8 protein-coding genes and 2 pseudogenes are annotated in these 13,628 nt (G+C 63.2%); 7 read left to right on the plus strand and 3 right to left on the minus strand.

What is annotated here, in order from left to right:
- The 3 genes and pseudogenes from MKK84_RS06820 to MKK84_RS35865 all read left to right on the plus strand — a co-directional run.
- A partial coding sequence (locus tag MKK84_RS06820) for a hypothetical protein (protein WP_243917909.1) occupies positions 1-354 on the plus strand: 354 nt, incomplete at its 5' end.
- Between the two features lie 12 nt (positions 355-366).
- Positions 367-1,083, plus strand: a pseudogene (locus tag MKK84_RS06825) (carbohydrate-binding domain-containing protein); the annotation flags it as partial.
- Between the two features lie 21 nt (positions 1,084-1,104).
- On the plus strand, positions 1,105-1,743 hold the full coding sequence (locus MKK84_RS35865) for a calcium-binding protein (protein ID WP_409566459.1): 639 nt from the start codon (positions 1,105-1,107) through the stop codon (positions 1,741-1,743).
- Positions 1,744-2,884: 1,141 nt separating this feature from the next.
- Here the strand turns inward: MKK84_RS35865 and MKK84_RS06835 are convergent.
- From MKK84_RS06835 to MKK84_RS06845, 3 genes are read right to left on the minus strand one after another with little or no spacing between them, the layout of a single operon-like run.
- Entirely contained in the window at positions 2,885-5,227 is a 2,343-nt protein-coding gene (locus MKK84_RS06835) for a glycosyltransferase family 2 protein (protein WP_243917913.1), read from the minus strand.
- Positions 5,220-5,726, minus strand: a complete 507-nt coding sequence (locus tag MKK84_RS06840; protein WP_243917915.1) for a hypothetical protein — start codon at positions 5,724-5,726, stop codon at positions 5,220-5,222. Before MKK84_RS06840 ends, MKK84_RS06835 begins: the two co-directional genes overlap by 8 nt.
- Positions 5,727-5,731: 5 nt before the next feature.
- Positions 5,732-5,938 (minus strand): hypothetical protein, encoded by a 207-nt coding sequence (locus MKK84_RS06845; RefSeq protein WP_243917917.1) that lies wholly within the window; start codon positions 5,936-5,938, stop codon positions 5,732-5,734.
- 1,061 nt (positions 5,939-6,999) lie between these two features.
- Here MKK84_RS06845 and MKK84_RS06850 point away from each other — a divergent pair.
- The 4 genes and pseudogenes from MKK84_RS06850 to MKK84_RS06865 all read left to right on the plus strand — a co-directional run.
- The gene (locus MKK84_RS06850) at positions 7,000-9,216 is read left to right on the plus strand and encodes a peptidase domain-containing ABC transporter (RefSeq protein WP_243917919.1); all 2,217 of its coding nucleotides are present in this window, start codon (positions 7,000-7,002) and stop codon (positions 9,214-9,216) included.
- Between the two features lie 12 nt (positions 9,217-9,228).
- Positions 9,229-10,569, plus strand: coding sequence for an HlyD family type I secretion periplasmic adaptor subunit (locus tag MKK84_RS06855; protein ID WP_243917921.1), 1,341 nt, complete (start codon positions 9,229-9,231; stop codon positions 10,567-10,569).
- Between the two features lie 11 nt (positions 10,570-10,580).
- On the plus strand, positions 10,581-12,491 hold the full coding sequence (locus MKK84_RS06860) for a tetratricopeptide repeat protein (protein ID WP_243917923.1): 1,911 nt from the start codon (positions 10,581-10,583) through the stop codon (positions 12,489-12,491).
- 189 nt (positions 12,492-12,680) lie between these two features.
- Positions 12,681-13,373 (plus strand): annotated as a pseudogene (locus MKK84_RS06865) (IS701 family transposase); the annotation flags it as partial.
- Positions 13,374-13,628: the final 255 nt, after the last annotated feature.

The following is a 13,628-nucleotide window of genomic DNA, read 5'->3' on the forward strand; positions in this document are numbered from 1 at the left end:
GACGTAGCCATGGCGACGCAGGCCTATCGCCTCACCTTCGTCCTCCGCTTGACCGGCTCGGACGCGGGCACGACACAGCAGACCGTGACGATTGCGGCCCCATCAACGGACGAAGCTCTGGAGCTAGCGCAGTTCTACCGCCCCACGGACGCGAACCCGGCCGTTCAGCTGTCGAACGGCGGCATCAACTTCACGACCGCCCCGGTACAGACGCCTACCACGGGTGGCACCGGCGGCACCGGCGGGAGCACAGGCGGTACGGGTGGTAGCATCGGCGGTAGGGGAGGAAGCACCGGTGGCACGGGCACGGGCAACACGGGCACGGGCGACAAGACGCTGGTGGTGCGCGTTTAGGGTGACCACTACCAGGGCGAACTGCAGTTCGATGACTATGTCGATGGCAAGGCCGTGGGCAATCCGCAGTCCGTCACGGCCGTACACACGCAGGGCCAGTGGCAGGACATCACCCTGAAGGGCGACTTCAGCCCGGCCAGCGCGCACGACGTCGAAGTTCGCTTCCTCAACGACGCGTATGACGGCAGCTTGAACTTCACCGAAGGCCACGACAAGAACCTGTACGTCAGCTCGATCACGCTGGACGGCAACAAGTTCGGCGCCACGGACGCGAACCCGGCCGAGCTCATGTCGAACGGCGGGTTCTCCATCCAGACCACGGCCACCTCCGTTCAGTCCGCCTCCGTCGCACGCTTCAGCGCCCTGTCGACTACAAGCACCTCGGACAGCACAGGTCAGAGCACGCTGGCAGGTGGGCAGAGCCAGCCGAATGTCAGCTCCGCCAGTGACACACTGTCCGGTGGGCTGAGTGGGGGCACGCACGACACCCTGACAGCCGGCAGCGGCGACGCTCACAGCGCGGGCTACAGCACGCTCGCCGGCGGGCAGAGCCAGCTGATCGTCGGCTCCGCCGGTGACACGCTGTACGGTGGGCTGAGTGCAGGCGCGCACGACACCCTGACCGCTGGAAACGGCAACAATCTGTTATCCGTGAAGTACGGCGATAACGTCCTCCACGCCAACGGTGGCCAAGACACGCTCCAGGGCGGCAGCGGGCACGACACCCTGTACGGCGGCGGGTCGACATTGATGAACGCTGGCTCCGGCGGCGACACGCTATATGGCGGGCTCAGCGCGGGCGCTCATGACACGCTCAACAGTGGCGCCGGTAACGACTTCATGTCGGTGTCGCAGGGCAACAACGTGCTGAACGGTGGCGCGGGTTTCGACACGCTTCAAGGCGGCAGCGGGCACGACACCCTCTACGGCGGCGGCACGAGCGCGATGTTCGCCGGTTCAGGTGGCGACACCTTGTATGGCGGTATCGGCAGTGGCGCCCACGACACGCTCACGGGCGGCGCCGGTAACGATCTCCTGTCGGTGATGCAGGGCAACAACGCGCTCTACGCCTCAGGCGGCATGGACACGCTTCACGCTGGTTCCGGTAACGACACGCTCTACGCCGGGTCGGGCGACGCGAAGCTCTACGCCGGTTCAGGACATACCACCTTCGAGATCACAGGAACCAGCGGCAACGACACGATCGTCGGCGGTGCAAGCTCGCACTCCGCGATCATCGACGGGCACAGCTCAACGGACGCCCATTACAAGAGCAACGGCGACGGATCGACCACAATCACGTTTGCCGGCAGCAGCCAGTCGGTCACGGTGTCCAGCATCGACACGCTGCACTTCGGTGGCGACAATCAAGATCACAAAATCGGCTGAGGGTAAGCATCCACCGAATTGGGCAAGTCCGTTTGAGACTGCCAATGCTGAAGAGGGGCGGCTCATGCCGCCCCTTTTTGTTGCGGTGCGCGGCCCGACACTCACAATCGGGAACCGAGAGGTGTTCCTTTGCCAGCAACACGAGGCGCTGCGTGCAGCTGGCGATGCAGATTTGTCCGCTGTCTTGCGCCCCAATCGTAATGAGCTGTCACAGTGATACGCGTTGGCGGCAGAGCGCCGGAATGGGCATAGTGGTGCGCTGCCGTTAACACAGGCACCGTGTGCGGTTCGAGTTCCGCGCCGGGCGTGACTGAACATCGAGCGCCGCTCAGCGGAGCCCGTCGATTATTCCGTAGGTTCGGTGCTGATGGCGGGAGGCGCTCGATCTGGTTTGTCGGGCGCTTCCTGGTCCACCTTCACGCAGCGTGAAGGACGCGCTGTCGGAGTAGTTCGAGGCCGGCGCGGCCGTACATGGAGCGCTTGATCAGCTTCAAGCGGTTCACCTGCCCTTCGACCGCGCCGTTGCTTCACGGCTCGCTGATAGCAGCGTAGATAGCGGCCTCGTCCTGCCGCAGTCCAGTGACGAACCCGCCGAGTTCACTCGTGGTGGCCACCTGCAGCTACGGCTTCAACGCAGCCGGATCGCCGGCGCGCAGGATTGAGCCGAAGGCGCGTACCTGCTCGGCTGCAGCCTGGGCGCAAGGCCACACAGCGCCGCGACGAAGCGGCAATCTTCGGGCGGGAGGCTGGCCGGATCGCTTGTCAGCCACCACGCGATGCGGCGTGTCGACGGGACCCGGGCCGAGGGCGGCTTGGTCAGGAGGCGCTGGCGCCGTCGCTTCGCCCGGTGCTGGACGATATCGTAGTGTAGGGGGCTCCACGTCAAATCGATACCGGGCGCGGCCGACGTCTCCGCGGACGTAGCCGTCTTCGGAGCATTGTTCGCTCGACAGCGTTTCGAGGGATTGGATTGATCGACTCCGCTCAAGCCTCTCTCCGTCCAGTGACGGCTCGCCCTGTGTGAGCCCGAAGCGACCGCAGCGTCCTGCCGACATGCCATTCCCGATCTTGGAGCAAGGAAATCTCGGCGCAAGGCAGCGGTGGGTCTCCACAGGATGGAAGAGTCGCGGGCGGCCAACGCTCATAGACCATTTGGTATGTCCCGGCCGGCAACGATCTGCCGCCCGCGTGGCGTGAGCGTGCGCGGCGGGCAGGCGAGCGCCGTGTAGGGATTGTCTGATAACGCGAGCAGGGGGCTGTAGGCTGGATCGGCTTGCAGTACGTCGCCCCAGCGCGCGCGCAGGGCGGTGAGCTCCCGCGCGTAGCGGGAGCGCTGATCTGGGCGCCGGTCCAATCCCCGGCTCGCCGAGCCGAGATGCACCGCCTCAAGGTGGGGCGTCAGGACCACGCGCCCGCCCCGCGCGCCGAGCTTCAGGCACAGATCGACGTCGTTAAAATTGACTGGGAAATGTATGGCGTCCATGCCGCCCACAGCTTGATAGGATGATCGGCGGACGAGGAGGCAGGCGCCCGTGACCGCGCTCGGCTGAGAGGCCACGCGGAGCAGATCACCGTAGCCAGGATCGCCGTAGTACCGGTCGTCAAAGGCGTGACTGGCTGAAAAGCCCGGCCCCAAGACCACGCCGCCGTGCTGGACGACGCCGCTCGGCCATCGCAGCACGCCACCCACGGCCTCAGCTGTGGGTTCTGCGAGGCGGCCGAGCAACTCATGGAGCCAGCTGTCGCCCACCATTTCGACGTCGTTGTTGAGGAAGAGCACGAAATCGCCCTGGGCCGTCTCGACAGCGCGGTTACACAGCCGCGCGTAGTTGAACGGTCCGGGATCCGTGAGCACGTGGCCGCCCTCGGCGCGCACCGCGGCGAACAGAGCGTGTGTCGCCGGATCCGAAGAGCCGTTGTCGACAATGAGGAGTTCGCAGCCGTATTGCACACGCGCCGCCCGAATCGAGGCGAGGCAGCGCTCCAGGAGGTCGGCACGGTCGCGCGTTGGGATGATGATGCTGACAAGCCCCGGCGGTGGCGCCCGCGAGATCCGGGCCGCCGGCAAGATCGATCCGCGCCCGACGGTCACCGTGGCCGGGATCGCGCTGGTTTCGAGATGTCGCCGAGTCGCGGAAGCGAGATGCGCGGAGGCTGCATCGAGGTCTAGGTGTGGGACCCGCGCAGCGATGCCGGGCAGGTGGATGACGGCGTCCCATCGTCCGAGTGCATGATCGAGCGGCGCGTTCGCGAGGCGGTAGAGGCTGTCGGCCCCCGCGCGCACTGCCTGTTGGGCGCTGGCGATCGGCAAGCCGAAGGTGAGCGCGCCATAGCCCTGTTCGAGCCAGCGCTCGTAATCGAAGCTCGGGAAGGCGAGCAGCGTTTCCATGGAAGCATCGCCAATGCTGACATCACCGTAGACGAGCGGTGCGTCAGGTGCCTCGGCGAGAGCGGCCGTGAGGCGGGCTGCGCGCCCAGGCAGGAACGCTGCTCCCGCGGGCACCGCGAGGAGCGCCGTGCACCGGCCGGCGTCGCCGGACAGGAAGTCACCGAGATCGTCGGGCCGGAATCCGACGCGATCCGGCGAGGGCAGCGCAGCCGCGACCCAAGGCAGGCCGGGCTGCTGGTTGAGGCTTGCCAGGGTCACGTCGACCGCGGTGGCCTCGTCGCCGATGATGATCAGGGCGGTCGGCGGGGCTACCTCCGGCGTGGCAACCGGGTAGCGCTGCAGCCATCCAGCGGAATCCATGAGTGGCCACGAGTTCGGCAGCAGCGTCTCGAACAGCTGGGCGCGTGCTCGGGTCGCTCCAACTTCCGGGCCGTAGAGTTGCTCGACCGCGGCGGTGAGCGGATCCGGGAACGCCACGAGCGACAGCGGGCTGCCCCGCAGCGGTCGCCCGGCCCCGTCGGTCACGACGACGCGCTTGACTGTTCCGTCCGCGACCGCGGCCGGCAGATGCAGATCGAAGCCCGGAACCGGCCGCGCACCCCCGGGCTCCTGAAGGTGGTGCCACCGGTCGGCCGGCGCGCGTGCGATCAGCTGACCGTCGAGGCTGACGCGCACCTCCCCGCCCTGCGAGCCCAGTTGCTCTATGAGCCAGCCGGACAGCTGGCGCCCACCCACCCAGCGCACCCAGCCGGCGCCCTCATCGCGCGCGACGGCCCCGCCGCCGGGGACGAGGGCGAGCGGGCGAGCGGGTGTCACCGTCGTGTTCGCCACGACGATTTGCGCACAGCCCCCGCCGGCGACGGTCTCTGGCGCCACGATGAAGCTGAATCCATAGCGGCCGTCGCCGACGCCAGCCTCAGTCAAACTATCGACGAACCCATCGGCCTGCGTCCACGCGGTGCCGATCCCGTCGATCCGCAGTTCGACGATGATGCGTCTGGACAGGTCAGACGTGTCGTAGCAGTACCCGGAGAGCGAGCGTGGGCCGGTCCGCTCCAGTTTCGCCCGATAGGTCGCGGGGGCGGCCTCAGACATAATTGGTTCGTCCCACTTCTGAATTGGCCCGGGGCGCCGGCAACCAATCGATGATCCGCGTGGAGGCCTCCGCGTCGGAGGATCCGGGATCGAGGGTGAGATCGCTCAAGCGCAGGCGAAAGCCGCTACCCGGCCAGTCGAAGTAGCCGAGTCCGGCGGGGTAGTCCGGAGCTAGGGCCTCAACCAGGTGAAACAGCCCGTCGCGATAAGGTGAGAGCAAGTCTGGATACCTAGAAGTCTCGATCAGGCGCGAGGAGTCATCGGCCGGAACGGGGCTGGGGACGAACGTCCCGCCACCGGCGATCAGACTGCGGTCATCGACGGTGGTGCCGATCACCAGGAGTTCGGCATCGGGGCGCGACCGCGCCAGTCGGTCACAGAGCGCCGCGATCAGGCGGCTCACGTTGCCGGTGGCGACCGGTGTGCGAACCGCGACCGCGGGGACCGCAGCATCCCGCGTGGGCATGCACAGGTAGGTATGCGCCAGGGCCAGCCACACGCGCCCTAGCGTCCAACGTAGCGGTCGTGGCCGCTTTTCTCCTGGTGCAGGACCACAGCGGCGGTCACCGGTGCAACGACAATAGCAAGACCCATAAACAGGAGGAACCAACTCACCCATCCGGGACGCTCGTCAAGACGGATGAACCCGTAGAGCACGATCGGCATGCCGACGATCACGCCCGCCGCAGTCAACAACAACGCCAGGATCATGGGTTAAGCTCTTTGGGTGTGTTTGAGGCGGGGTGTGGCGCCCTGACCAGTCACACATCTCGAAACCACGCGCGTCTCGCTTATGGGTACACGATGTCAGACCCACTTTTGATTATCTCACCGTTTTATAGCGATAATACGGCGACCGTGGCTGACCAAACACTCTGATCGTTGAGATCAGCAGTTGTGTCAATTGGTGATTACAACCCCGTCGATTTTTGCCCGCGGCTTCACCCAACTGCTTCGGGTCGTGGGAGCCGCCGTCAACGGAATAGCGGCACCTGACGGAAAACTGGCGGGCAGAGTACTGTCTCGCAGGGGAGACCTGATGATCCAGTTTGTAACTCTTGTCATCGTTGCCCCGGACGAGGGGGTTTGTTGGGGCGCCCTGTTAACGGCCACGCTGGAAAATTCCCGCCTCGACCTGTTCGGATGATCGCGCCTGCTGCTCGGAGTGCCCCGTGTCGTTCTCATCACGCCCCGCGCCGCTGAAGCGTGTTCTCAACGCAGGCAGCGGTCCCTACCGCCCGCAGAAGCTGCACCCTGCCGGGGCAACAGATGACACTGTAGGGGCGAAGCTTCAGCAGCCACGCCGCTGGTGAGCGGCTGAGGGTCAGGCATTCAGTTGAATTTTTGGTAGCTCTACGATGCATGCAACAGCGATACCATTTTCTTATTAAGTTTAATAAAGCCACATAAACGCCGTCCGGCGAAGGAATGTTGATTTTCCAAAAAAAACAATATCAATCTGGCAATAGTTGGGCCTTAGCGGTAGGGCGGCGGGACTCAATTTTTGGCTGGCCACGATGCGATACCTAAGAAATGCGTAGTTGATAGATGCCCATTGTAGCTGCCGTCGTGCGCTTCTAGGGCTGGGGTTGCGTAGCTAGATATTAGCTCAGCCGTAAATTTATCCATGACCCCTGCCGCGTTGCCAGAGATTGGCCACGATCGTGCGTCACGGGAACAACCTCAATCTGATTCAGCGCGCGGTTCTGACGTTTCAGCCCGGAGCAGGCGCGGCTCGGGCGTTTGACAGCTAGCGAGGCAAAGCGGGTTCGATGTCTGACCAATCAAGCGCTTTAGTCGATCCTGCTGCGGACACGTGGCAACAGTCACTACTCGGCTGCCTAGTTATCGTCGCGCGCCATCACGGTATCCAGCTGTCGACGAAGCAGATCATTCACGACAATCAGCTCAAGCCGGGCCCGGTTAGTGCTTCGGACTTGGCGCGGTGCGCGCGGCGCGCCGGGCTGAGAGCTAAACGGCTCAACCTCGGGTGGCGCCATCTCGTAAAACTACGGAAAGTCCTGCCGTCGGTCCTGGTGCTTCGGACCGGAACAGCGATGGTGCTCACACGGGTCGAGAGCAATGACGCTGTAGAACAGGTCGTACTAAGGGATCCGTTGGCCCCGGAGGACGCGCCGCTGGTGCTCGATCGGGTGCAGCTAGAGGAAGTCTGGGACGGCGCAGCGATCCTGATCAAGCGTGACTACAGCGTCCGCGATGAGGAGCAGCCCTTCGGCTTCGGATTTCTCGCAAGTCTGATCCTGCGCGAGCGCCGCATCCTGCGCGACGTCGTGATCGCCGCAGTTGCACTGAGCCTGCTCGCTCTCGTCCCAATCCTAGGTTACCGCCTGCTCACCGATCGCGTATTGATGCACCATGCCATGAATACATTCACGGCGCTGTGTATCGGCCTCGCTGTCCTCGTAGCCTTTGAGGTCGCGTTCATAGCGCTCCGCAAGACTTTATTGCTACATCTAACGTCGCGCATCGACGTAAAAATGGAAACTTATATCTTTGATCGATTGCTGCGGCTGCCGGTTGATTTTTTCGAAAAGCACCCCATTGGCTTCATAACCCACAATCTTAACGAAGCGTATCGAATCCGAGAATTCTTGACGAGCCAGCTTTTTGGAACAGTGCTGGACTCTGTCTGTCTCCTGTTCTTTATTCCTGTGATGCTTGTCTTTAGCGTGCCTCTCACGCTGGTGGTACTGGCGTGTTGTGGGCTAATCTGCGCATGGACGGCTGCGATGCTTCCGGCCTATCGACGTCGTATGACCGCCCTTATCGCGGCACAAGCGGCACGGGGGTCATTCGTCGTCCAGACGCTTCACGGGATCCGCACCGTTAAATCTCTTGCACTCGAGCCGCGGCAGGCTCACGGCTACGACGTACACGTTGCACGGATTGCCCGGCTCCGCTTGCATGAGGGAAGTCTGGCTACGCTCATTCAGGCCGCGATCGTGCCAGTAGAGCGTTTCATGATCTCGGGATCGCTCGCGATCGGTGTCTACCTGGCGGTAACGTCGGCAGATCCGGCTGCCGTCGGGGAGATCTTTGTATTCCTGCTGCTGGCGCAGCGAGTTTCAGCACCGTTGCGCCAAATGTCCACGCTCGTCGAACAATATGATCAAGCCAGAATCGCGGTTGCCAGCGTTGCTGACATGCTCAATCGGCCTGGTGAAGAGGTACGTCCGAGCCAGGGGGTGCGTAGGCCGCTGGTCGGCGAGGTGAGCTTCTCGGACGTGCTGTTCAAATACCCGGGCGCGACCACGCCTGCCCTGGATCGTGCTTCCTTCATCGTGCCTGCCGGGACGACCCTCGGCATCATGGGGCGAAGTGGCTCGGGCAAGACGACCGTAACACGCCTGCTTCAGCGCCTGCACGCCGAATATGACGGTTTGATCAAGATCGACGGCATCGACGTCCGGGAATATGCACTCGATCATCTGCGCGGCAGCCTGGGTGTTGTGTTGCAAGATAGTTTCCTGTTTGCTGGAACGATCCGCGAGAACATCTGCGCCGCGAAGACGGATGCCACCTTTGACGAAGTGGTCCGGGCTGCCCGGCTTGCGGGCGCGGAAGAATTCATCGACCGCCTGCCCCGGGGCTATGAAACCTACCTGCCCGAAGGCACGACGAACCTATCAGGAGGACAGCGTCAGCGACTGGCTATCGCTCGAGCGCTGATCACCAATCCACGTATCCTTATCCTCGACGAGGCCACGAGTGCGCTTGATCCGGAAAGCGAAGCCATCGTCAGCGCAAACCTTAAGCGCATCGCCGAAGGGCGAACAGTCCTGGTGATTTCACACCGCTTGTCGTCGCTGGTGGAATCCGACGCGATCTTGGTGTTGGAGCGTGGCCGCGTCCACGACCGCGGCAAGCATGCAGACTTGCTCGACCGGTGCGATATCTACCGCGACCTGTGGAACCAGCAGAACGGCACAGCCGGGCGGCAGGCGTCGCCGCTGCGCCTCGTGGGCTGAGGGGGGATTGTGATGGCACGTACTGACGTCGACGCGGAGATCCTCCGGTTCGAATCTGAGACGGGGGAGATCCGGCAGGCCCCTGAACCAGTGGGCCTCCGCGTAACCACGCTCGTCCTCGCCGCCTTCCTGACGGTCGGTGTGGGACTCTCTGCCGTCGCCCGCGTCGACCGCGTCGTGACCAGCGACCGTGGCCGGATCATCCCGAGCCAAGGACCGATCCTGTTTCAGGCGCTTGACGCGTCGATCATCAAGAGCCTTGATGCTCGAGAGGGCGAGCAGGTCCACAAGGGGCAGTTGCTGGCAACGCTCGATCCGACCTTCGCGTCCGCTGATGTCGATCAAGCAAGTAAGCAACTCGCGAGTCTCGATGCGCAGATCGAGCGGGCGAAGGCTGAACAAACGCACCTGCTCTACGACCCGCACAGCACCGACCCGGACCGAGTCCCCTACGACAAACTGCAGAAGCAGCTCTTCGATCAGCGAGCCTCTCAGCTGAAATCCCAGCTTGAGAGCTTCGACGCCAAGATTGCGCAGACGAAGGCGACCATCAAGAAGCTAGAGGGTGACGATGTCCGCTACACGGAACGCGAGAAGATCTCCGGACAAATGGAGGGAATGCGCCAGCAACTAGTCGAGAAGCAGGCTGGCAGTCTCCTCAATTTATTGATCGCGAGCGATGCGCGCCTGGAGATGCTCCGCACGATGGAGAACGGCCGCAATGCGATGGTGGAGGCGCGCCAGCAGCTAAGCTCACTGAAGGCGGACCGGGAAGCGTTCCTGCAGCAGTGGCTCTCGCAGAGCAGCCAGGATCTCGTCACGGCGCAGGGAACCCGCGACACGGTCATCGCGCAACTTGCGAAAGCTGCGCGCCACAAAGATTTGGTGCAGCTCCACGCACCGGCTGATGCAGTTGTGCTGACGCGGGCGAAAGTCTCAGTGGGTTCCGTCCTCCGCGAGGGCGACACACTAATGACCTTGGTCGCGCTCGATTCACCAATCGAGGCAGAGATCAATATCGCAGCCAGTCAAGTCGGCTTCGTGCGCGCCGGCGATCCGGTGACGCTGAAGGTGGATGCCTTCAATTTTGTCGAGCATGGCTTTGCGGAGGGGCGTCTCCGTTGGATTAGCGAGGGCTCCTTCACCTTGAATGAGGATGGCCAGCCGGCTGAGCCATATTACAAGGCGCGCGTCTCGATCGACCAGCTTAAGTTCACGCGAGTCCCTGCCGGATTTCGCCTGATCCCCGGCATGACCCTAACTGCCGATATTCATATCGGTGACCGCTCGGTTCTCGCCTATGTTATAACAGGCGCGTCGCGCACGCTGAGCGGGGCGATGCGCGAGCCGTGAGAGGCCGGACAATGCAGATCCCGGAGTTCGCGGCGCGTTATCTTTACCGCCGCGCCGAACGCCGACGCGCGCGCGGACATGTGGCGGCGGCACATCACGATCTCGCGCGGGCGGCGCGCGCCGGGTACGCGCCAGCTCAGCACGCGCTCGCCCGTGCTTATCAGATTGGCCAAGGCTGCCTGCCTTCGGGCGCTGTCGCCACGCATTGGTACCGCGTTGCCGCCGAGACGGGACACCCCGACGCTCAATTTGAGCTGGGCCTTATCCTGCTGAACAAACGCGACCTCAGTTGGATGGCGGGCTCCTCGAGCGCTTGGCTAAACCATCGCGGCGACCAAGAGAAATCGCTTGTGGCCGCGCTATTTCCGGCAGGATTTGAGTTTGATGGCGATCCGGCCGAAGCCTTCGCGTGGCTCCTCCGCGCGGCGGAGGCGGGCAAGGCGGAAGCGCAGGCGAATGTCGGCTGGCTCCGTATGAGGGGTATCGGCTGTGAAAGGGACCGGGCGGAGGCACACCGGTGGCTCACCGCGGCAGCTGCCCACGACATCAGTCAAGCGGCACTCGGTTTAGCCGAGTACTACGGTGCTGCGGACGCCGCCGATCAGGATTTAGGTCAGTGCGTGCACTGGGCGAAGAAAGCCTCGGAACTCGGGAATGCCTCGGGCTCACACCGGTACGGGCTGGCCCTGCGGGACGGCGCGGGAATTGAGCGCGACCTGCCGGAAGCCGAGAGATATTTTACTCTGGCCGTAGAGCAGGGACATCCAACTGCCGCATACGACGGCGCTGTGCTTGCGCTCGCACGAAACCCGTCGGGCGGCGAGGTCCAGGCGCTCATCGAGCGGCTCAGACTTTGCGCGAAGCGCAACCATATCCCGTCGGCAATGCTTCTCGCGGATCTGTACGGACGCGGTGATCGACTCCAGCCGGACATCCGCGAGGTCGCACATTGGTACCGAGTGGCTGCGGATCTGGGCGACGTACAAGCGCAGTTCATGATCGGTTGCTTCTACGCCCGCGGCGAAGGTGTCGGGCTCGATTTGAAGCATGCGGCCCGATGCTTCGAACTTGCGGGAAGCGGAGGCCATCCTCAAGCGGCCTTCAACCTCGGTGTGTTTCGACTGAACGGCCAGGGGGTCGAATGTAGCGTGTCTGAGGCCAAGCGCTGGTTCGCCATTGCCGCGGACAACGGTTTACCGCAAGCTCAACTCAGATTGGGACAAATACTGGAGCGAGAAGCGACCACGCAGCAGGAAATAGATTCAGCAAAAATCTTGATCGAGCGAGCATCGGACGCAGGAAGCGATGAGGCGAAGATTGTGCTCGCACAAATACTAATAGCCGACCGAAGCGCCGACTCCAAGAAAAAGGCACTCCTCCTGCTGAGGCAAGCGGCCGCCTCTGATAATCTAGACGCTTGCGAGTTGCTGTTGGGAATGGAGGTAGACGATTTCGACCTTCACGACGTTTTTCATGTACTAAAGCGATCGGCGCGAAGGGGTGACATTCGCGCAAAGATCATCCTTGCTGAGGCGTTGCTCTCGGGCAAGCAGACTCCTAAGGACGCTCCGGCCGCGATCGCACTGCTGAACGAGGCGGCCGCCGCGCAGCATGCTGGAGCAAACTTCCTGCTAGGCGTTCTGTACTGCCAGGGGACCCATTTAGACAAGGACCTGCCTCTTGGTTACAAACATTACCAACAGGCGGCCGTCCTCGATCACCCGCTTGCTCAATACAATGTCGGAATGATGCAATTTAAAGGTATCGGCGTAAGAAAGAACGTCGAGAGCGGTATCGGATGGCTTCGGCGAGCTGCCAGCAACAATGTACAGCAAGCCATAGACTTCATCCGCGATTTCGAGAACGAAGCACTACTCATGAACGCGACAAGCCGAACTGAAGCCGAACAAATTTCCTATTGACTGGAAGAGACCAGAGTGGTGAATACTCTACCGGGAATAGCTAGAGCGTGTTAGGAACCCGCTGTCCGGTAAGTCACTGGTCTAATTCGCGTCCGACGCCATCTGGTTTCGGCTGTGCGATGGTTGCCCTTCACAAGCAAAGAATTCGCCCCCGGCCGCCGATCCTCTCAAAAGTCAGGCAGCGCAACTGCGTCTGGGCGGGCTTGGGCGGTCGGCATCGCCAGGAGCCAGAAGGTCTACGATCCCGGCGTGCGGCTCACGAAGCTGGGCGGGCGAGCGCGCAAACTCGTGCCGGATCAGGAGCTGCGGGAAGCCGAGGCGGTTCTGGCCGCGCTGCCTTGGCGGCGCGTGACGTGACGGCAGGGCAGGATGGGAGCGCTCTCGGCCCGGTTTGCCATGGCTCGCGTGCGGGCGGGCGACAGTCAGATTTGGGGCAACAACCGCCATCAGCCGGGCGACGAGGCCTGGTTGGTGGGCGAGTGGCGCACCTCGGTCGAGCGCAAGTACTACCTGTCCAACCTGCCGCCCCGCACGGCCCGGCGGGTTCTGGCGGGCACGATCAAGGCCCGCTGGGTATGCAAGCAGGCCCACCAGCAGCTCAAGCAGGAACTCGGCCTCGACCACTTCGAGGGCCGCTCCTGAACCGCGCTGCACCGGCACGCGCTGATGAAGTGCATCGCCTGTGTATACCTGAAGCACCTGCGTTTGGTTGGGCCCAACCGAAGGGATTGGGTGAAAAAAAGGTGGCCGGCCTACCGCGTCCGCCGCCGTCTCTGAGCCTGCCTGCCGTGCGTCAAGCCATCATCGGCCGACAGTTCGTGGCGCAGTCATCCCGCCAGTGTGATGCTCCCACTGGCGACGCCGCTTCCGGCTGCCATCTGACCTCAAAGTGCCCAGGTAGTGCTAGAGCGTTGACGTTCTCCAAGGATTGCCCAGCGTGAAGCCGCCAAGGCACAACCTGGATAGTCCGGTGGCAATTTAGGCTTGGCCTTTAAACCGCTAGTGCAGTGACGCGGACGGAGGATTCACGCGTAGGATGAGACGTGCGAGTCTGGGCGATGGCTCAGACGGTATGCGTGCTCCTCGATGCGACCGACGCGGCACGGTTGGCTGCGATTGCCAGCGACCGCTGCCGTC

This window comes from Methylobacterium sp. E-065, assembly GCF_022829605.1.
Taxonomy (GTDB): Bacteria; Pseudomonadota; Alphaproteobacteria; order Rhizobiales; family Beijerinckiaceae; genus Methylobacterium.

Excerpts from the sequence above, each read along its gene's own strand:
- MKK84_RS35865 (WP_409566459.1), top strand. The coding sequence starts at position 1,105 with ATGAACGCTGGCTCCGGCGGCGACACGCTATATGGCGGGCTCAGCGCG.
- MKK84_RS06835 (WP_243917913.1), bottom strand. The coding sequence starts at position 5,227 with ATGTCTGAGGCCGCCCCCGCGACCTATCGGGCGAAACTGGAGCGGACC.
- MKK84_RS06845 (WP_243917917.1), bottom strand. The coding sequence starts at position 5,938 with ATGATCCTGGCGTTGTTGTTGACTGCGGCGGGCGTGATCGTCGGCATG.
- MKK84_RS06850 (WP_243917919.1), top strand. The coding sequence starts at position 7,000 with ATGTCTGACCAATCAAGCGCTTTAGTCGATCCTGCTGCGGACACGTGG.
- MKK84_RS06855 (WP_243917921.1), top strand. The coding sequence starts at position 9,229 with ATGGCACGTACTGACGTCGACGCGGAGATCCTCCGGTTCGAATCTGAG.
- MKK84_RS06860 (WP_243917923.1), top strand. The coding sequence starts at position 10,581 with ATGCAGATCCCGGAGTTCGCGGCGCGTTATCTTTACCGCCGCGCCGAA.